The organism is Streptomyces spinosisporus (genome assembly GCF_022698145.1).
Taxonomy (GTDB): domain Bacteria; phylum Actinomycetota; class Actinomycetes; order Streptomycetales; family Streptomycetaceae; genus Streptomyces; species Streptomyces spinosisporus.
On record NZ_JALDAX010000008.1, the window covers coordinates 60,951 to 77,560 of the forward strand.

The following is a 16,610-nucleotide window of genomic DNA, read 5'->3' on the forward strand; positions in this document are numbered from 1 at the left end:
GGACGAGCTCACCGAGGCGGGACCTCGGCCGGGTTCACCGAGGCAGGACTTCGGTCGTGCCCACCCCGACGGGACGACGACACCAGGGCGGCGCGATGAACGAGTTGGTCCCCGGAGGCAACATGCCCCTTCCGGGCGGCGCCGTGACCGTCCGGGTGCCCGGCCCCTTCGACGTGTCCGCGCTGATCACGGACGACGGCGGCAAGGTCCTGGGCGACGCCGACTTCGTGTTCTTCAACCAGCCCTCCGCACCGGGCGCCCGGCTGGAGGGCGACACCCTCACCGTCGACCCGCCGCGACTGCGCGCCGGTGCCACCAAGGTCACGGTGGTCGTCAGCCCGGCCGATCCCGCCACTCCCCTGGGCAGCCTTCCCACTCCCGCTCTCCAGGTCTCGGCTCCGGGCGGCCGACCGCTCGCCCGGTTCGCGCCGCCGCGACCGCGGCAGGAGACGGTGCTGCTGCTCGCGGAGATATACCGGCGCGGCGACGGCTGGAAGCTGCGGGCCGTCGGGCAGGGGTACGCCGACGGACTCGCCGGTCTCGCACGGGACTTCGGCGTGGACGTCATCGACGACGACGCGGCCGGTGCCACGCCGGCCCCGCCCGCTCACGCGCCCGCCCCGCCCGCGCACATTCCTGTTCCACCACCGACCTACGCACCCGGCCCGCAAGCTCCTCCGGCGCCCACGAGCCGACCGGTCGTCCCCACGCCGACGCTCGTCGACCTGCACGCCTCCGGCCCCCCACAGGCCGACCCCGACGGCTTCCTCGCTCTCGTCAACTCGGCCCGCGCCAGGGCCGGTTCACCACCCGTCTTCCTGGACGGGCGGCTCGCGTCCGCGGCCCGTGCGCATGCCTCCGCCATGGCGGCCGCCGGGCAGCTCGGCGTCGAGGGCCCGGACGGTGTCTCCGTCTACCAGCGCCTGACGGCCACCGGATACGCGTATCTCACCGTCGGCGAGCACCTGGTCTCCGGCCCCCGTACGGCTGCCGACTTCGTCGACTACTGCCTGGGCGACGAGAAGGCGCGCCGCACCCTGTGCGAACCGGCCTTCACGCACGCGGGTTTGGGGTCCGTGAGCGACGGCCGCTTCGGCGGCATGTACTGGACCGCGCTGTGGGCCAGGCCGTTCACACCGGGTGACCTGGCGCGGACGGCGGCCGAGGTCGTCGACCTCACCAATCGTGAGCGCGCCAGGGCCGGTCTGCCCCCGCTGACCACCGACGCCCTGCTCACCACCGCCGCACAGGCGCACAGCGCGGACATGGTGGCGCGCACGTTCTACTCGCACACCTCGCCGGACGGCAGCCAGCCCTGGGACCGGGCAGCGGCTGCGGGTTCGCGCCGGCGCACCATCGGCGAGAACATCGCCTGCGGCCAGCGCTCCCCCGCCGAGGTCGTCGACGGCTGGATGAACAGCCCGGGCCACCGCGCCAACATCCTCAAGCCCGAGTTCACGCACATAGGGATCGGCCTCGCGGGCGGCGGCTCGGCAGGCACGTACTGGACGCAGTTGTTCGGCGCCTGAGGCGTTCACGGATCCAGGCAACCCGGCCCATCGACCGACCCGACCTCGATCTTGGCGGAACGGGAACTTCCGGGACAGGATGCCCGCATGAAGGGTTCCCTCTTTTCCAGCGATCACATGGTCCAGCCGGCCACCGAAGCGGGCATGACCGTCGAGAACGCCAAATGCATCAAGTACGCGGTGAACGGCGAGATGCTCGCCCGCCAGGGTGCGATGATCGCCTACCGCGGCAACCTCCAGTTCGAGCGCAAGGGCCAGGGCGTGGGCGGCATGCTCAAGCGCGCGGTCACCGGGGAGGGGCTGCCCCTCATGGCGGTGCGCGGGACGGGCGAGGCCTGGTTCGCGCACGAGGCGCAGAACTGCTTCATCGTCGAGGTGGACCCCGGGGACGAGTTCACCGTCAACGGCCGCAACGTCCTGTGCTTCGACGCCACCCTGTCGTACCGCATCTCGACGGTGAAGGGCGCGGGCATCGCCGGCGGCGGTCTGTTCAACAGCGTCTTCACCGGGCAGGGCCGGCTGGGCCTGGCGTGCGAGGGCAATCCGCTGGTCATCCCGGTCTCGGCGCAGTACCCGGTGTACGTCGACACGGACGCCGTGGTCGGCTGGACGGCCGGACTGCAGACCTCGCTGCACCGTTCGCAGTCCATCGGGTCGATGCTGCGCGGCGGTTCCGGCGAGGCCGTGCAGCTGATGCTGCAGGGTGAGGGGTATGTGGTCGTGCGCCCGAGCGAGGCGACGCCGCAGAAGGCTCAGCAGCACTGAGCCCCGCGAAGTGATCTGCGCCTCAGGAGCAACCTCTCCGGCTGCCACGACGTCTTGATCCACAACAGCTGATGCCCTGGCCCTTCGGGCCCGGGCTCATTTCCGGCGCGCTATACACGACATGTATACACAGGATGTATACGCGGCACGTATACACGCAGCGTATACACGAGGTGCCTACACGAGGTGCCTACACGAGGTGCGTACAGCGCGCTCATACGGACTGAAAGGGATCCATGTACGGCAAGGCATTCGCCCCGGAGTACCAGGGCGCGCTCACGACACTCTCCGTGAACTCCTCGCTGAGCGACGTACTGGCCGCCGGTACACGGGAGTTGAGAGCGGCCGAGCGGTCCGGGCGGCACGGGGAGGCGGCCCGCTCCGGGCTCGCGGTCGCTGAGGCGCACCGCCGGCTGGGGCAGGTCGCGGACGCCGACCGGGCATGGAAGGCGAGCTACCGCGCGGCCCGCGCGGCCGGGGACACGGCAGCGATGGCATGGGCGCTGTGGAGCGGCGGCACGCTGGCCCGGCAGCGGGGAGCCTTCCCGCTGGCCCGGCGGCTGCTGGGGCTCGCGGCCGAGTTCGGCGAACGGGGTGGTGACGTCGTCGTGCGTGGCTACTCGCTCGCCGGACTCGCCGAGACCGGCCGCATCCAGGGCGACTACGAAGCCGTCCGCAGACTGCACGAGCAATTGCTCGCCGAGGCACGGCGGCGCGGCGAGGCGCGGCACACGGTGTGGGCACTGGAGGGCATCGCGCAGATCCACCGCAACACCGGTGCCTACGACACCGCGTTCGCGCTGTTCGAGGAGGCGGCCGAGATAGCCGCCGGCGCCGACGACCGGCGGGGCCACGCCTGGGCACTGCGCGGCCTCGCCGACATCGTGTCCGTGCGGGACGGGGACGTCGAGCGGGCGCTCGGGCTGCTGTCCGAGGCGGAGACGACGTGCCGGGCGATGCATCTGTCCAGCGCGCTGGCCTACAACCACAAGATGCGCGGCAACGTCCTCTACCGCGCGTGCCGTTGGGCCGAGGCCCGCGATCTGTACGAGGAGGCGCTCGCGGAGTTCCGGGCCATGAGCGAGCCGCGCGGAGCGGCGCTGGCCAGGCTGGGCCTGGTCAAGTCACTGGCCCGACTGGGACGCGACCACACCGAAACGACCGCCGAACTCACCGCCCTTGCCACCGAGTTGGAGCGGATCGGCCTGAAGCACGCACGTGAAATGGTGACCCGCGCACAGGAAGAGTTCGCGCCGACTGCGGAGGCGACACGATGACGGCACTTCCCTCTACGGTGCGAGCGCCCGCGGACGCCCACCAAGTCCTGGCCCGCTGCCGTGGGTCGGTGCGAGCCGCGCTCACGGAGGCCTTCGGGCGGATGCATCCGTGGGTGGACGCGATGGTGACCCGCACGCAGGAGGAGGTCGCCCCGGCCGCGGAGGTGGCACGATGACGGCACTTCCCACGACGGTGCAAGCGCCCGCCGACGTCCACCGAGTCCTGGCCCGCTGCCGTGAGGCGGTGCGGCCTGCGCTCGAGGAGGCCGTTGGGCGGATGCATCCGTGGGTGGGCGAGATGGCTGCCTACTCGCTCGGCTGGTGCGAGGTGGGCGGGGCGCCGGTCGCCGCGTCCGGCGGTAAGGGTGTACGGCAGGCCCTGGCGGTGCTCGGGGCCGAGGCGGCGGGTGCGCCCGCGGAGGCCGGCGTGCCCGCGGCGGTGGCGGTGGAACTGGTGCACACCTTCTCCCTTCTGCACGACGACATCATGGACGGCGACCCGGCCCGGCGCCGCCGTCCCACCGTCTGGAAGGCCTACGGCACCGGGCCCGCGGTTCTCGCCGGAGACGCGCTGTTCGCACTGGCCGTCGAGACCCTCGCCGCCGCGCCGGGCGGGCCGCAGGCCGTGCGGGTGCTGTCGGTGGCGCTCAGCGACCTGGTGCACGGCCAGGCCGACGACCTGCTGTTCGCCACCCGCCCGTGGACCGGGCCGCAGCGGGTGCGGACGGACGAGTACCGGGCGATGGCCGAGCGCAAGACGGGGGCGCTGCTCGGCTGCGCCGCCTCGCTCGGCGCCCTGCTCGGCGGCGCGGCGCCCGCAGCGGTCGACGCTCTCGACCGCGCCGGACGCCACCTCGGGATCGCCTTCCAGATCGTCGACGACGTCCTGGGCATCTGGGGCGATCCCTCGGTCACCGGAAAGCCCGTCCACGGCGATCTGCGGGAACGCAAGAAGACGTTCCCGGTGCTGGCCGCACTCGACTCCGACCACCCCCGGTCCGGGCGGCTCGCCGCACTGCTGGACGCCGGCGAGGACGTCGAGGAGGCCGCCGCGCTGATCGAAGCAGCAGGCGGCCGGACCGCGGCCATGGCCGAGGCACGCCGCCACATCACCGCAGTGGAGGGTGCTCTCACGGACGCGCCCCTTCAGCAACGGGCAGTGGACGAACTACGGGCGCTGCTGGAGTACTTGGCCCGGCGGGAGGTGTGACGGGACGCGGGGGGCGTTTCCCTGGGGGGAGGCGCTTCCACCTCCTCGGGAGGCAGAGGCTCCCCTCGGGGGCAGAGGCTCCCCTCGGAAGACGGAGCCCCTCCCGCAAGGCCGAAGCCCCCTCTCGGTAACAGGCGCCTCCCCCTCGGGAGCAGGAGCTCCCCCTCGGGAGGCGGATGCTGTCCCCTGGGAGGGCGGGCGCTCCCTCCTGAAAGGCGGACGCTGCCCCCCTCAGGGGCGGGCGCACCCCCTCCGCAAAGCAGAACCTCTTCCTCAGAAGACGGACGCTCCCCCCTCGCAAGGCAGCAACTCCCCCTCAGAGGACGCACACTCCCCCCTCCACAAACAGCACCCTCCTCCGCAAGCAAAGCCCTCCCCTCCCCCGCAAACAATTTGACCCAACCCCCCACGCACGCAAAAGTGCGAGGCGGCGCGGATCCCTGTCCGCACCAGGAGGGTGAGTGTCGTGATCGGGATTGGGGATGTCGAGGCCGCGGCGGAGGTCATCGCCGGGTATGTCGTGCGGACGCCGACGTTGCCGAGCCCGGGGCTGACCGGGCTGCTCGGTGTCCCGGTCACGGTCAAGCTCGAACTGCTGCAGCGCACCGGGTCGTTCAAGGCGCGCGGGGCGACGGCCAAGCTGCTGTCGCTGACCGACGGTGAGCGGGCCGCCGGTGTCGTGGCGGTCAGCGGCGGGAATCACGGCATCGCCTTCGCGGTGATGGCCGCGGCCCTCGATGTGAAGGCCACGGTGGTCATGCCGCGCACGGCATCCGCGCGGTCGATCGAGATCGCGCAGGCCACCGGCGCGTCGGTGCGGCTGACCGACGACATGGCCGGGGCGTTCGCGCTCGTGGAGCGGTTGCAGGACGAGGGACTGACCCTCGTCCACCCCTTCGACGACCCGCTCATCATCGCCGGACAGGGCACCGTCGGCCTGGAGTTCGCCGCCGACGCGGGCGAACTCACCGACGTCCTCGTCAGCATCGGCGGTGGCGGACTGATCTCCGGTGTCGCGACGGCGATGCGGGGGCTGCGGCCCGACGTACGGATCTGGGGCGTGGAAACCGAGGGCGCCCAGGCCGTGTCGCAGGCGCTGGCAGCGGGCGGCCCGGTCACCGTCGACCTGTCCTCCGTCGTGACCACCCTCAGCGCCCCCTCCGCGTCACCGCTGACGTACGAGCATGTGTCCGCGCTGGTCCACGAGGTGCTCGTGGTGCCGGACCGGGACGCGGTGCAAGGCACGCTCGACCTCGCCGACCATGCCAAGGTGTGGGCCGAACCCGCGGCCGGCTGTCTGCTGCCCGCCGCCCGCCAGGTCCTGGAGCGGGTCGGCGAGGGCGTCCGGCTGGGACTGGTCGTGTGCGGCGGCAACGCCACGACCAGGGACGTCATGCGCTGGGCGGATCGCTTCGGGCTGCACTGACTCCCGCAGGACTCCCGCAGGACTCCTGCGAGACTCCTGCGGGGCGCCTGCGCGACTCCTGCACGGGTTCCCGCCGGCTTCTGCACCGCCTCCGCGAAACGTCCACGGAAATCGTTTCCTTGAATTCCGGTCAGGAAAAGGGGAGTTCCTCGAATTCCGCCCGGTGACACATGAGCAAATGGCCCCGCTCACCGTGAATGTGCGGATCCTTTGAACGCTCGCCGCCGCACTCCTCGTACTTCTGTGAAAGGCGAGACCCACGGGTTCTACGAGGGATGACCATGGTCAAGGCGCATGTCTTCACGCACGAGTCGGTCGCCGGAAGGTACCAACTCGTCGATGTCGTCCATCGCGAGGCGAACCGGGTCTGCTGGTACGGCAAGGACCTCAACGGTCAACGTCCCTATCTGCTCACCCAGATCGACCTTCCCTACGACCCGGACGGCGAGGCCGCACCCCGGGCGACGGCACGCGTCATCCGCATGTCCGAGACCCTGGGGCTGATGTGCCCCGGCGCGGTCGCCACGGTCGTGGACGCCGTGGAGCAGGACGGCACCCTCTGGATCGTCACCGAGTGGATCGACGGCACGCCCCTGGGCGAACTCATCGCCCAGCAGGGCACGTTCAACTATGTGCGGGCGGCCCGTATCGGCCTCCAACTGCTCGATGTGCTGGAGACGGCGCACGGTGAGGGCATCACCCACGGCGAGCTCAGTCCGGGGCAGATCTTCGTGCGGGACCGCGGCTCGATCGTGGTCACCGGATTCGGGCTGGCCGGCGCGACCCTGGCCCCCCGGCTCACCGCGCCGTCGTACGCCTCCCCCGAGCAGGCCCGTGACGAGCGCATCGGGCCGGCGGCCGACCTGTGGGCGCTCGGCGCGATCCTCTACACGATGGTCGAGGGCCGCCCGCCGTTCAGGGACCGCGACCGGCCCGAGGCGACCCTCAAGGGCGTGGACCGGCTGCCGTTGCGCTCGCCGGTGCGGGCGGGTCCGCTCACCCAGACCGTGCAGGGTCTGCTGCGGAAGAACTCCAGGGAGCGGCTGACCCGGCAGGTGGTGCGGGAGGCCCTCACCCGGGCCGTCACGGAGGACCCCGCCTCGGCGTCGCCGACCATGCCCGGGCCCCGGCTGCGTGGCGTCCACACCGCCGCCTGGTATTCCGCCCCCACCTGGGGCCGGCGCGCGATGGCCGCCGGGACGGCCCTGGCCGTCGTCACCGTGGTGGTCGCGGCGCTCGCCGCCACCGGCAGCCTGCCCGGCACCGGAACGTCGTCGAACGATGCCGGACCCCGGCCGACCGCGGCCGCCACGCCGCCGGACAGCCGCACCGACGGCAGCGACGCCACGCCGTCACCGTCGGCCTCGCCCACCACGTCGCCGCCGTCCTCTCCGTCGCCCTCCCCCTCGGGCAACGCGCTCCCGCAGGGCTTCGCCCGCTACACGGCGCCCGAGGGCTTCTCGGTCGCCCTGCCCGAGGGCTGGAAGCGGGTGGACACCTCGCGCACCGGTGATGTCTCGTACCGCGTGACCTTCGGCGCGGACGACGATCCCCGTGCCCTCGCGATCACCTACAGCACCGTCGTCGGCCCGGACCCGGTCGCCGTGTGGCGCGACGACGTGGAGCCCAGGCTGCGCAAGGAGGACGGCTTCAGGCGGATCGGCGAGATCGAGGCGACGACGTACCAGGGTCGCAAGGCCGCCGACATGCAGTGGCTCACCGATGTCGACGGCACCCGGGTGCGCACCTTCGGGCGCGGCTTCCTGCTGGGCGGCAGCCGTGGCTTCTCGCTGCGCTGGACGACCCCGGCCGACGACTGGAACGACTCCGCGAACCGGCAGGCCCTGCAGACGTTCCTGCGGACGTTCCGGACGTCGTCGAACTGAGGCCGCGGACGTTTTGGGCGTCGTCAGACTGAGGGCCGGGGCGCACGCATCGCCCTCAGCGGAGGGCTTTGCAGCGGGCGTGTGTGCCACCTCGCCGTGAACGTCCGGTCGGGCAGGGAGCAGGTCACGGTCAGCCGGTGCGGTGTCTCCAGGAACACGATGTCCACGGAGAGGGTGTCCGCGTCGGCCCAGCCGCCGCTCACCGCCGCGGGCAGCGGCTCCTCGGTCACGGTCCAACCGCTCTCCCCCACGGGCAGCTCCAGGTCGTGCCCGTCCTCGGTGAGCCGCAGTCTCCAGCCGTCCGCACCTTCGTTCACCGCGACCCCGGTCAGCTTGGGCTGGTCCGCGCAGACATCTCCGTACGGCGTGAACACGGCGCCCGACCAGTCCTCGGCACCCTCAGGGGGTGCGGCCTTGCCGGGTGCCGGGGACAGGGCGAGTGCGGCCATCCGCTCGCTCAGGGCCTTGTCCTCGTCCTTTCGGTCCGGCAGCGGCCGCGGCCCGAAGGCGGGCAGCAGATGCTCCCAGACCAGGTTCAGCATCTCCTGCATCTGCTCGGTCGCCGCGGTCGTGGCGATCACGGCGTCGTGCTCGGGCAGCACCAGACAGAACTGGCCGAACGCGCCGTCGCCGCGGTAGCCGTGCCTCGCCATCCAGAACTGGAAGCCGTAGCCCTGCTGCCAGTCCGAGAGCGCGCCCTCGGGCGTGCCGTCGGCGTTGTCGATGTGCGGGCGCGTGGCCTCGGCCACCCAGCCCTCGGGCAGCAGCCGCTCGCCCTCCCAGACGCCGTCCTGCAGATAGAGCTGCCCGAGCCGGGCGATGGCGTCGGTGGCGGCGTGCAGCCCGCTGAAGCCCAGCTCCCGGCCGGTCCGGTCGCGCAGCCAGGCCGCCTTCCCGATGCCGAGCGGGTCCAGCAGGCGCGAGCGGAGGTATGCGGTCAGCGGCTGTCCCGTGACGCGCTGGACGATCGCGGCGAGGCTGTAGGTCGCGGGCTGGTTGTAGGCGAAGACGGTCCCCGGGTCTCGCTCCGGCGGCACCAGCAGGAAGCCGCGCACCAGGTCCGCGCGGTCGGTGGTGAGCGCGCGGTCGAGCGTCTCGGCCTCGTGTCCGCTGGCCATCGACGCCACATGCCGCACCAGCATCGCGCGGCTGCGCGGGTCGGTGATGTCGGCCTCGAACTCCGGGAAGTACGAGATCACCGGGTCGTCGAAGCGCAGCAGTCCCTCCGCCGCGGCCAGCGCGGCGGCCGTCGCCGTGAAGCTCTTGCTGAGGGAGTACAGCAGATGGGGGCGTTCGGGGGTGTACGGCTCCCACCAGCCCGATGCCACCAGACGGCCGTGCCGCAGGATCATCAGGCTGTGCGGCTCGATGTCCGGGGCGGCTTCGAGGGCGTCGAGGAAGGCGTGGACGCCGGTGGCGTCGACACCCTGGGCCGCGAGGTCGCTGGAGGGCAGCGGGCGAGCATCCATGCAGGCATCCTCCCCCGGTGATCGACGGTCGATCCACTCCGTTTTCCGCCGCCGGTACCGGGGACCCGGCCCCTATGGTGCAAATCGGATACACGATGATGACCGAGCAGGCCGGCCCGCGTGAGCTGGTCGACCATGTGGTGCGCGCCGAGGAGGCCGGTTACGACTTCTCGGTGACCTCGGACCACTACTTCCCGTGGCTGCGCTCGCAGGGGCACTCGCCGTACGCGTGGAGCGTGCTCGGTGCCGCGGCCCAGGCGACCTCGCGCATTCCGCTGATGACGTATGTGACCTGCCCGACCGTCCGCTACCACCCGGCGGTCGTCGCGCAGAAGGCCGCGACGATGCAGTTGCTCTCCGAGGGCCGCTTCCGGCTCGGCCTCGGCTCCGGGGAGAACCTCAACGAGCATGTGGTGGGCGGCGGTTGGCCCTCGGTCGACGTACGTCACGAGATGCTCCAGGAGGCCGTGGAGATCATCCGGGAGCTGTTCGAGGGCGGCCATGTGGCCCGTCACGGCACGCACTTCGACGTGGAGTCGGCCCGGCTGTGGGACCTCCCGGACGAGCCGCCGCCCATCGGCATCGCCGTCTCCGGCGGGCAGTCCTGCGCCCTCGCGGGCCGGCTCGCGGACCTCGTCATCGCCACGGAACCCAAGCCGGACCTGCTGGACGCCTTCGACCGGCACGGCGGCGCGGGCAAGCCCCGCGTGGGCCAGCTGCCCGTCTGCCACGACCCCGACCGGGACGCGGCCGTGCGGCGCGCACACGAGCAGTTCCGCTGGTTCGGCAACGGCTGGAAGGTCAACTCCGAGCTGCCGCACCCCGATTCGTTCGAGCAGGCGACCCAGTACGTGACCCCCGAGGACGTCGCCGCGTCGATCCCCTGCGGCGACGACCCCGAGGACTTCGTCGAGGCCGTACGCCCTTACGCCGAGGCGGGGTTCGGCGAGATCGCGCTCGTGCAGATCGGCGGTGCGTCGCAGATGGCGTATCTGGACTGGGCGGAGAAGACACTGCTGCCCGCGCTGCGCGAGGCCTTCGGCTGACACCGGCAGGGAGCGGCGTCCTCGGCCCCACGGGGTCCGGTTAGGCTGCCTGTCTGCACTTTTGCAGACCGACCAGCCCTGCACAGGAGAGCCGTCCGTGACCGTAGCGATCGTCCCGTCCGAGCCGTCCCCCATCCCGCTGTCCGACCACATCGCGCGGGACGCACGCGAGTTCGGGGTCTACGCGCGGACCGGAGGCTGGGCCTTCGGCCTGATGGTGGCGCGCAGCGTACGGCCCGGCGGCCAGGGCGCCGAGGAGACGCCGAAGGTGTCCGCGAAGGAGTTCGCGGAGCTGGCCGGCTGCTCCCCGGACCGCGTCATGCGCTACTACAAGGCCTGGGACCGGGCGGCCGACGACGGCATGGTCCCGCACTTCGAGGCCCTCACCCCCGGCCAGGAGGTGGAGCTGCCGGACGCCGACGTGTGGCTGAGCTACTACGTCTCGCGCAACAGCGCCACCTCCGAGCGCGGCACGGCCATCTCCGAGGCCGCCGAGGCCGAGGGGATCCGCCCGACGAAGGCGCTGGAGGTCGCCGAGAACCCCACGGCCCTGCGCGCCGCGATCCTCGCCGACCCCTCCACCGCCCGCGCGGCTCGCCGGGCACTCCTCGACCGCGTCCGTGAAGACCCGGAGCTGCAGGCGGAGTTGGCGCGCGATGTCGTGCGCACCGACGACCTGAAGAAGGCGGTCGCCACCGAGAGCCGATCGGCGGACCGCATCGGCTACGTACGCCAGATCGCCGAGTCCGGCCAGGTCAAAACGCCTGCGGGGCAGACCGTCGACGCGCCGGTCGACCTGCGCCAGGAGGCCGAACGGCATCTGTCCCTGCTCGACGAGCTCGACGAGGACGAGAACGCCGGCGAGTGGGCCGCCGAGGCCTACGACACCATGAAGTCCCTCGTCGCCGAGGCCGTGGAGGCCGACCCCGAGCTGCGCGTCCAGGAGCGGCGGACGAAGTTCTACAGCAGCATCCAGCGGGCGACCAAGGCGTTCGAGGAGCTGACCTTCGACGACGTGGAGGACTTCGTCGAGGACGACATGGTGCAGCGCCTGGAGGAACTCCAGCAGGCGATCGCGGGCTGCCTGAACGCGCTGCGCGGCTCCAGGGGCTGAGTCCACCGACCCGGCCGGGCTGAGTAGGCGTACTCATGCCGCCGCTCTCCGGGGCCAAGAGCATGGGGGCTCCACGAGAAGGAGCCCCCATGACTGCTGCAGTCCACCCCGCCGTCGCGCGACGGCAGCTGCCCGCCGTACTCGCCACCGTCGTGGTGGCGGGGCTCGCCGTGTCGGCCTGGGCGCCGCGCGAGCGCGCCACCTGGTTCCTGGAGACGGTGTGGGTGCTGGTCGGACTGCCGCTGGTGGTGTTCACCTGGCGACGCTTCCCGCTCACGAACCTGCTGTGCTGCCTGCTGGCCGTGCACGCGCTCGTCCTGGCGGTGGGCGGTCACTACACCTACGCGCAGGTGCCCCTGGGCGACTGGGTGCGCGACATCTTCGGTCTCGACCGCAACCCCTACGACCGCTTCGGCCATCTGATGCAGGGCTTCGTCCCGGCCGTGCTGGTACGGGAGTTGCTCAGTCGTACCTCGCCGCTGCGCGGCAGTCGCTGGCTCGCCCCGCTGACCGTGTGCGCGTGCCTCGCCTTCAGTGCCGTCTTCGAGATGCTGGAGTGGCTGGCCGCGGTGGTCGGCGGGCACTCGGCGGACGCGTTCCTGGCCACGCAGGGCGATGTCTGGGACACGCAGTGGGACATGTTCTGCGCGCTGATCGGAGCGACGGTCTCGGTGCTGGTGCTCTCGCGCCCGCACGACCGGCAGCTCGACGCGCTCGGCGTCACTTCTCGCTGCCGCGGCGCCGGGTCCACAGCGGGATGACGTACCAGCACAGCGCGTACCACACGACGATCCCCGTGACGATCCAGGGCACGGCCTCGTTGTGGGTCGCGACCCGCAGGACCAGCAGAAGCGCGGAGGCCATGGTGGCGAACAGCAGCGCCAGGCCGACGAAGGTCATGCGGGAGGCCCACTCGACAGCCTCCGCCTTGACCCGCCGCCCGGACACCAGGCGGTGCAGGGAGACGGGCCCGATGAGCGCTCCGGTCGCGGCGGCGCCCAGGACGACCGTCACGATGTAGATGGTCTTGTCGGTGTCCTCCAGCGAGTCGAACTTCTGCTGGAACACCACGGTGAGCAGGAAGCCGAACAGGATCTGCACCCCGGTCTGGGCGACCCTGACCTCCTGGATCAGCTCGCCCCACTTGCGGTCGGCGCGCTCTTCCTCGGTCTCGTGCCGTCCCCACTCGCTCAGTTCTGCACCCTTGTTCGCGGCCGGCACGGTGTCCTCCCGGGCTTGCGTCGTCCCTGATGTCCTTGCGCACCGTGTTCCCCGTTCCCGCCCGATCGACCGGGCCGTACGCGAATCAGTTGCTGTTTGGACGATGCACGAGCGGTTACACGGGGCGCATGGCGCATGACGACCACCCGAGGAACCAGCAGCCCGACTCCGCCACCGAGCTCACGGTCACCGTCAGCGGTGGCACGGCCGCCGACGCGCGTGCGGTGGTGCAGGTCCTGGAGCCCGTTTTCGGCAGTCCGCAGGACGACCTTCCCGCCGCCGAGGACGTCACCGTCCACACGGCGCGGTTCGCGCACGATCCGGAGCACCGGTCGTCCGGGCCCGGCCCCGCCGCGGGCCGGCTGTCCGGTGCGGTGACGCTGACCGTGCAGGGTTCGCCGGATGCGGTGGCGACGGCCCGCGACAGGCTCACCCAGGCCTTCACGGCGCAGGACCAGGGCTCGGTCTCCGGCGACCAGGAGCAGGAGTGGCAGCTGCTCCTGGAGCCGTGAGCGGACCCGGTACGGGCTACCAGCGACCCTCGACCTGTTCCTTGATCCGGCGGTCGTATAGGTCGCGGATCGCGGCGTGCGTGCCGGCGTCCAGCTGCGGGAGCCGGGCGGCGGCCGCGTTGGCGCGGGCCTGCTCGGGCGAGCGGGCCCCGGGGATCACGCTGGTCACCCCGGGCTGTTCGACGATCCAGCGCAGGGCGAGCTGGGCCGGGGTGTACCCCTCGGGCGCGAGGGCGGCGAACTCGGCGGCGGCCTCGACGCCCGTCGTGTAGTCCACGCCCGAGAAGGTCTCCCCCACGTCGAAGGACTCGCCGTGCCGGTTGTAGGTGCGGTGATCGTTGGCGGGGAAGACGGTGTCCTTGGTGTACTTGCCCGACAGCAGACCCGAGGCGAGGGGGACGCGGGCGATGATGCCGACCCCGGCCTCCCGCGCGGCGGGCAGGACCTCGCGCAGCGGCTTCATCCGGAACGGGTTGAAGATGATCTGCACGCTCGCCACGTTCGGCCGGGCGATCGCGGTCAGCGCCTCCGCGCAGGTCTCCACGCTGACCCCGTACGCCGCGATGCGCTCCTCCTCGACCAGGGTGTCGAGGGCGTCGAACACCTCGTCCGTGGAGTAGACGGGCGTGGGCGGGCAGTGCAGCTGTACGAGGTCGATGCGGTCGACGCCGAGGTTGCGTCGCGAACGGTCGTTCCAGGCGCGGAAGTTGTCGAGGACGTAGTTCTCGGGGATCTGCTCGACCCGGCGGCCCATCTTGGTGGCGACCAGCACATGCAGATCGGGCCGTCCCGCGAGGAACGTGGCGATGGTCTGCTCGCTGCGCCCGTCGCCGTACACGTCCGCGGTGTCGAAGAAGGTGACCCCCGCCTCGGCCGCCGCCTCCAGTACCGCCAGGGCCTCCTTGTCGTCGACGTCTCCCCAGTCCGCGCCCAGCTGCCATGTGCCGAGTCCGACCACGGATGCGTGCTGATCCGACCTACCGAAAGTGCGCTCGTCCATGGCGTCAGTGTGTCATCCGGCGTCGCCCGGGGTGAGGTGCGCCTGCACCGCGGGCGCGTACCGGTCCACGATGTCCTCCAGCGCGGCAGCGCGCACATGGGTACTGCGCGCGATGCCGAACATCACCCCGAGGCCGAGCAGGCCCGCGACGGCCAGTTCCGCGCGCAGGCCGGCGTCGGGGCCGTCGAGGCGTGCGGTGAGGCGTGCGGTCACCTGGGTGCGGAAGTTGGCGCGCAGGATGTCGCCCTGCTCGCCGTGCAGGGGCGCGAACACGATGCGCAGCAGCGGGTCGGCGCCCTGCCGCGTCTGGCTGACCAGCACATGCCGCACCATGTGCCGGCCCAGTCCGTCCAGCGGGGCATCCAGCAGGGCGTCGGCGTCGGCCTCGAAGGACATGACGCGGGCGAAGAGGGTGTCCTTGTTGCCGAAGTACTTCAGGATCAACGGCGCGCTGACACCGGCGCGTTCGGCCACCGCCTTGAGCGTGATGTCGGCGTGGGCGTGCCGGGCCAGCAGATGGCGGGCGGCCTTGAGGATCGCGGCCTTCGTCGCCTCGGCGTCGCGGCGGACGGGCGTGGACCCGGAGGACGCGGACGACGCGGAGGGTGTCGGTCCGGTGGAGCCCGGGGCGGTCGGAGGAGTGCTCACGGCACTCATGCTCCCTCCAGTGCCTCGTCCCGGCTGTCCCGGGTGGTGCCGCGGGCCCGGCGTGTCCCGCCGGTCGTGGGGTCGCCGGGGATGGTCAGGGCCGCGGCGCAGGCCACCAGGGCGACCGCGCCGGCCATCCCGAAGGCGAGCAGATAGCCGTGCAGGGTGGCCACGGGGGCACCGCCGACCAGGCTGGTGTGGTGGACGAGGACCGCGGCCACGGCGGCGCTGGAGGTGGCCTGGCCGATGGTGCGCATCAGTACGTTGACGCCGTTGGCGGAGGCGGTCTGCTCGGCCGGGACGGCGCGCAGGATCAGGGTCGGCAGGGCCGAGTAGGCGAGTGTGGTGCCGGTCGACACCACCGTCGCGCCGACGATGATCATCCACAGGTCGCGGCTGTCGGCGATGCGCACGGCGTAGCCGCAGGCGATGACCGCGGCCCCGAGGGCGAGCGTGATGCGCGGGCCGCGGGACGCGGAGATCCGGGCCGACAGGGGCGAGAACAGCAGCATCGTGACACCGCCGGGCAGCAGGCACAGGCCGGTCTCCACGATCGACAGGCCGAGGCCGTGGCCGGTGGCCTTCGGCGCCTGCACCAGCTGGGCCGTCACCAGCGAGTTGGCGTAGAACGCGAAACCGGTGAGCAGGGCCGCCACATGGGACAGACCCACCCGGGGCCGCGACACCAGCCGCAGGTCGACGAGCGGCTTGGTGGCGTGCAGCTGCTGCCACCACCACAGGGCCAGGATCACGACGGTGGCGGCGAACAGGCCGAGGATCCGCGTGCTGCCCCAGCCCCACTGCCCGCCCTGGGACACGCCGAGCAGCAGGCACACAAGTCCGGCGGCCAGCCCCAGCGCGCCGGGCACGTCGAAGCGTCCGGGCTCGCGCACGGGCGACTCCTTGACCGCCCACCACACCGCCGAGACGCCCAGGACGCCGAGGGCGCTGGTCAGCCAGAACATGGTGTGCCAGTCGTAGTACTGCACGACCAGCGCGGCCAGCGGCAGGCCGAGTGCGGCGCCGATGCCGACGGTGGAGCTCATCAGGGCCACCGCGGAACCCCGGCGCTCGGGCGGCAGTTCGTCGCGCAGGATGCTGATCGACAGGGGCACCACGGAGGCGGCGGCGCCCTGCAGCGCGCGGGCCGTGATGAGCACGGTGATGTCGGACGACAGGGCGCACATCACCGAGCCGATGGTCATCAGGACGAGCGCCGCGGTCAGCACCCTGCGCTTGCCGTACATGTCGCCGGCCCGGCCGAGGACCGGGGTGAGCACGGCGCCCGACAGCAGGGTCGCCGTGACCGTCCAGGAGACCGCGCCCGGTGAGGCGCCCGTCAGTCGCGGCAGATCCGGCAGCAGCGGCACGACCACGGTCTGCATGACGGCCATGAGGATGCCGCCGAACGCCAGCACCGGAATCGTGAGCCGGTCGCGCAGGGGCGCCGCTTCGGCGGTGCGGGGTATCGGGCCCGGCTGGTCCATCGACGCTCCAGCGTGCATGT

16 protein-coding genes are annotated in these 16,610 nt (G+C 72.0%); 11 read left to right on the top strand and 5 right to left on the bottom strand.

Annotation, left to right across the window (positions count from 1 at the left end; all coding sequences use genetic code 11):
* Window positions 1-95 precede the first annotated feature (95 nt).
* The 7 genes from MQN93_RS21675 to MQN93_RS21705 all read left to right on the top strand — a co-directional run bounded on the left by MQN93_RS21675 (window position 96) and on the right by MQN93_RS21705 (window position 8,093).
* The gene (locus MQN93_RS21675; RefSeq protein WP_242711085.1) at window positions 96-1,529 is read left to right on the top strand and encodes a CAP domain-containing protein; all 1,434 of its coding nucleotides are present in this window, start codon (window positions 96-98) and stop codon (window positions 1,527-1,529) included.
* Between the two features lie 87 nt (window positions 1,530-1,616).
* A complete protein-coding gene (locus tag MQN93_RS21680; protein ID WP_016433207.1) occupies window positions 1,617-2,294 on the top strand; it encodes an AIM24 family protein in 678 nt (225 codons plus the stop codon).
* 236 nt (window positions 2,295-2,530) lie between these two features.
* Window positions 2,531-3,571, top strand: a complete 1,041-nt coding sequence (locus MQN93_RS21685; RefSeq protein WP_242710873.1) for a tetratricopeptide repeat protein — start codon at window positions 2,531-2,533, stop codon at window positions 3,569-3,571.
* Window positions 3,568-3,747, top strand: coding sequence for a hypothetical protein (locus tag MQN93_RS21690; protein ID WP_242710874.1), 180 nt, complete (start codon window positions 3,568-3,570; stop codon window positions 3,745-3,747). Before MQN93_RS21685 ends, MQN93_RS21690 begins: the two co-directional genes overlap by 4 nt.
* Window positions 3,744-4,781, top strand: a complete 1,038-nt coding sequence (locus MQN93_RS21695) for a polyprenyl synthetase family protein (RefSeq protein WP_242710875.1) — start codon at window positions 3,744-3,746, stop codon at window positions 4,779-4,781. The genes MQN93_RS21690 and MQN93_RS21695 overlap by 4 nt, the downstream gene beginning before the upstream one ends.
* Before the next feature lie 466 nt (window positions 4,782-5,247).
* Complete coding sequence (locus tag MQN93_RS21700; RefSeq protein ID WP_242710876.1) at window positions 5,248-6,207, top strand: threonine/serine dehydratase family protein; 960 nt, start codon at window positions 5,248-5,250, stop codon at window positions 6,205-6,207.
* A 281-nt stretch (window positions 6,208-6,488) separates the two neighbouring features.
* A complete protein-coding gene (locus tag MQN93_RS21705) occupies window positions 6,489-8,093 on the top strand; it encodes a serine/threonine protein kinase (protein WP_016433212.1) in 1,605 nt (534 codons plus the stop codon).
* 23 nt (window positions 8,094-8,116) lie between these two features.
* Here the strand turns inward: MQN93_RS21705 and MQN93_RS21710 are convergent, their stop codons facing one another.
* Window positions 8,117-9,562, bottom strand: coding sequence for a serine hydrolase domain-containing protein (locus MQN93_RS21710; RefSeq protein WP_242710877.1), 1,446 nt, complete (start codon window positions 9,560-9,562; stop codon window positions 8,117-8,119).
* 74 nt (window positions 9,563-9,636) lie between these two features.
* Between MQN93_RS21710 and MQN93_RS21715 the strand changes: the two genes are divergently transcribed.
* The 3 genes from MQN93_RS21715 (at window position 9,637) to MQN93_RS21725 (ending at window position 12,483) form a co-directional block, all read left to right on the top strand.
* Window positions 9,637-10,608 carry an LLM class F420-dependent oxidoreductase gene (locus MQN93_RS21715; RefSeq protein ID WP_242710878.1) on the top strand — a complete coding sequence of 324 codons (972 nt, stop codon included), beginning with the start codon at window positions 9,637-9,639 and terminating at the stop codon, window positions 10,606-10,608.
* 97 nt (window positions 10,609-10,705) lie between these two features.
* Window positions 10,706-11,722, top strand: a complete 1,017-nt coding sequence (locus tag MQN93_RS21720; RefSeq protein ID WP_242710879.1) for a hypothetical protein — start codon at window positions 10,706-10,708, stop codon at window positions 11,720-11,722.
* Window positions 11,723-11,811: 89 nt separating this feature from the next.
* Window positions 11,812-12,483 (top strand): DUF2238 domain-containing protein, encoded by a 672-nt coding sequence (locus MQN93_RS21725; protein WP_016433216.1) that lies wholly within the window; start codon window positions 11,812-11,814, stop codon window positions 12,481-12,483.
* Here MQN93_RS21725 and MQN93_RS21730 read toward each other — a convergent pair.
* Window positions 12,443-12,943 carry a DUF6328 family protein gene (locus tag MQN93_RS21730; protein ID WP_016433217.1) on the bottom strand — a complete coding sequence of 167 codons (501 nt, stop codon included), beginning with the start codon at window positions 12,941-12,943 and terminating at the stop codon, window positions 12,443-12,445. The two genes, MQN93_RS21725 and MQN93_RS21730, sit on opposite strands and share 41 nt — an antisense overlap.
* 128 nt (window positions 12,944-13,071) lie before the next feature.
* Here MQN93_RS21730 and MQN93_RS21735 point away from each other — a divergent pair, with 128 nt between their 5' ends.
* A complete protein-coding gene (locus tag MQN93_RS21735) occupies window positions 13,072-13,455 on the top strand; it encodes a hypothetical protein (RefSeq protein WP_242710880.1) in 384 nt (127 codons plus the stop codon).
* A gap of 16 nt (window positions 13,456-13,471) precedes the next feature.
* On the opposite strand, the gene MQN93_RS21740 is transcribed toward MQN93_RS21735, so the two are convergent.
* Genes MQN93_RS21740 through MQN93_RS21750 form a run of 3 tightly spaced genes read right to left on the bottom strand, consistent with a single transcriptional unit; the run spans window position 13,472 to window position 16,590 of the window.
* Window positions 13,472-14,455: an aldo/keto reductase gene (locus MQN93_RS21740; protein ID WP_242710881.1), complete on the bottom strand. Its 984-nt coding sequence runs from the start codon at window positions 14,453-14,455 to the stop codon at window positions 13,472-13,474.
* 12 nt (window positions 14,456-14,467) lie between these two features.
* A complete protein-coding gene (locus MQN93_RS21745) occupies window positions 14,468-15,112 on the bottom strand; it encodes a TetR/AcrR family transcriptional regulator (protein WP_242710882.1) in 645 nt (214 codons plus the stop codon).
* Window positions 15,109-16,590 carry an MFS transporter gene (locus tag MQN93_RS21750; protein ID WP_242710883.1) on the bottom strand — a complete coding sequence of 494 codons (1,482 nt, stop codon included), beginning with the start codon at window positions 16,588-16,590 and terminating at the stop codon, window positions 15,109-15,111. Before MQN93_RS21750 ends, MQN93_RS21745 begins: the two co-directional genes overlap by 4 nt.
* Window positions 16,591-16,610: the final 20 nt, after the last annotated feature.

Bases quoted from the DNA above. Each gene is read 5' to 3' on its own strand.
- MQN93_RS21675 (WP_242711085.1), top strand. From the start codon at position 96: ATGAACGAGTTGGTCCCCGGAGGCAACATGCCCCTTCCGGGCGGCGCC.
- MQN93_RS21680 (WP_016433207.1), top strand. From the start codon at position 1,617: ATGAAGGGTTCCCTCTTTTCCAGCGATCACATGGTCCAGCCGGCCACC.
- MQN93_RS21685 (WP_242710873.1), top strand. From the start codon at position 2,531: ATGTACGGCAAGGCATTCGCCCCGGAGTACCAGGGCGCGCTCACGACA.
- MQN93_RS21690 (WP_242710874.1), top strand. From the start codon at position 3,568: ATGACGGCACTTCCCTCTACGGTGCGAGCGCCCGCGGACGCCCACCAA.
- MQN93_RS21695 (WP_242710875.1), top strand. From the start codon at position 3,744: ATGACGGCACTTCCCACGACGGTGCAAGCGCCCGCCGACGTCCACCGA.
- MQN93_RS21705 (WP_016433212.1), top strand. From the start codon at position 6,489: ATGGTCAAGGCGCATGTCTTCACGCACGAGTCGGTCGCCGGAAGGTAC.
- MQN93_RS21710 (WP_242710877.1), bottom strand. From the start codon at position 9,562: ATGGATGCTCGCCCGCTGCCCTCCAGCGACCTCGCGGCCCAGGGTGTC.
- MQN93_RS21715 (WP_242710878.1), top strand. From the start codon at position 9,637: ATGGTGCAAATCGGATACACGATGATGACCGAGCAGGCCGGCCCGCGT.
- MQN93_RS21725 (WP_016433216.1), top strand. From the start codon at position 11,812: ATGACTGCTGCAGTCCACCCCGCCGTCGCGCGACGGCAGCTGCCCGCC.
- MQN93_RS21735 (WP_242710880.1), top strand. From the start codon at position 13,072: ATGGCGCATGACGACCACCCGAGGAACCAGCAGCCCGACTCCGCCACC.
- MQN93_RS21740 (WP_242710881.1), bottom strand. From the start codon at position 14,455: ATGGACGAGCGCACTTTCGGTAGGTCGGATCAGCACGCATCCGTGGTC.
- MQN93_RS21745 (WP_242710882.1), bottom strand. From the start codon at position 15,112: ATGAGTGCCGTGAGCACTCCTCCGACCGCCCCGGGCTCCACCGGACCG.
- MQN93_RS21750 (WP_242710883.1), bottom strand. From the start codon at position 16,590: ATGGACCAGCCGGGCCCGATACCCCGCACCGCCGAAGCGGCGCCCCTG.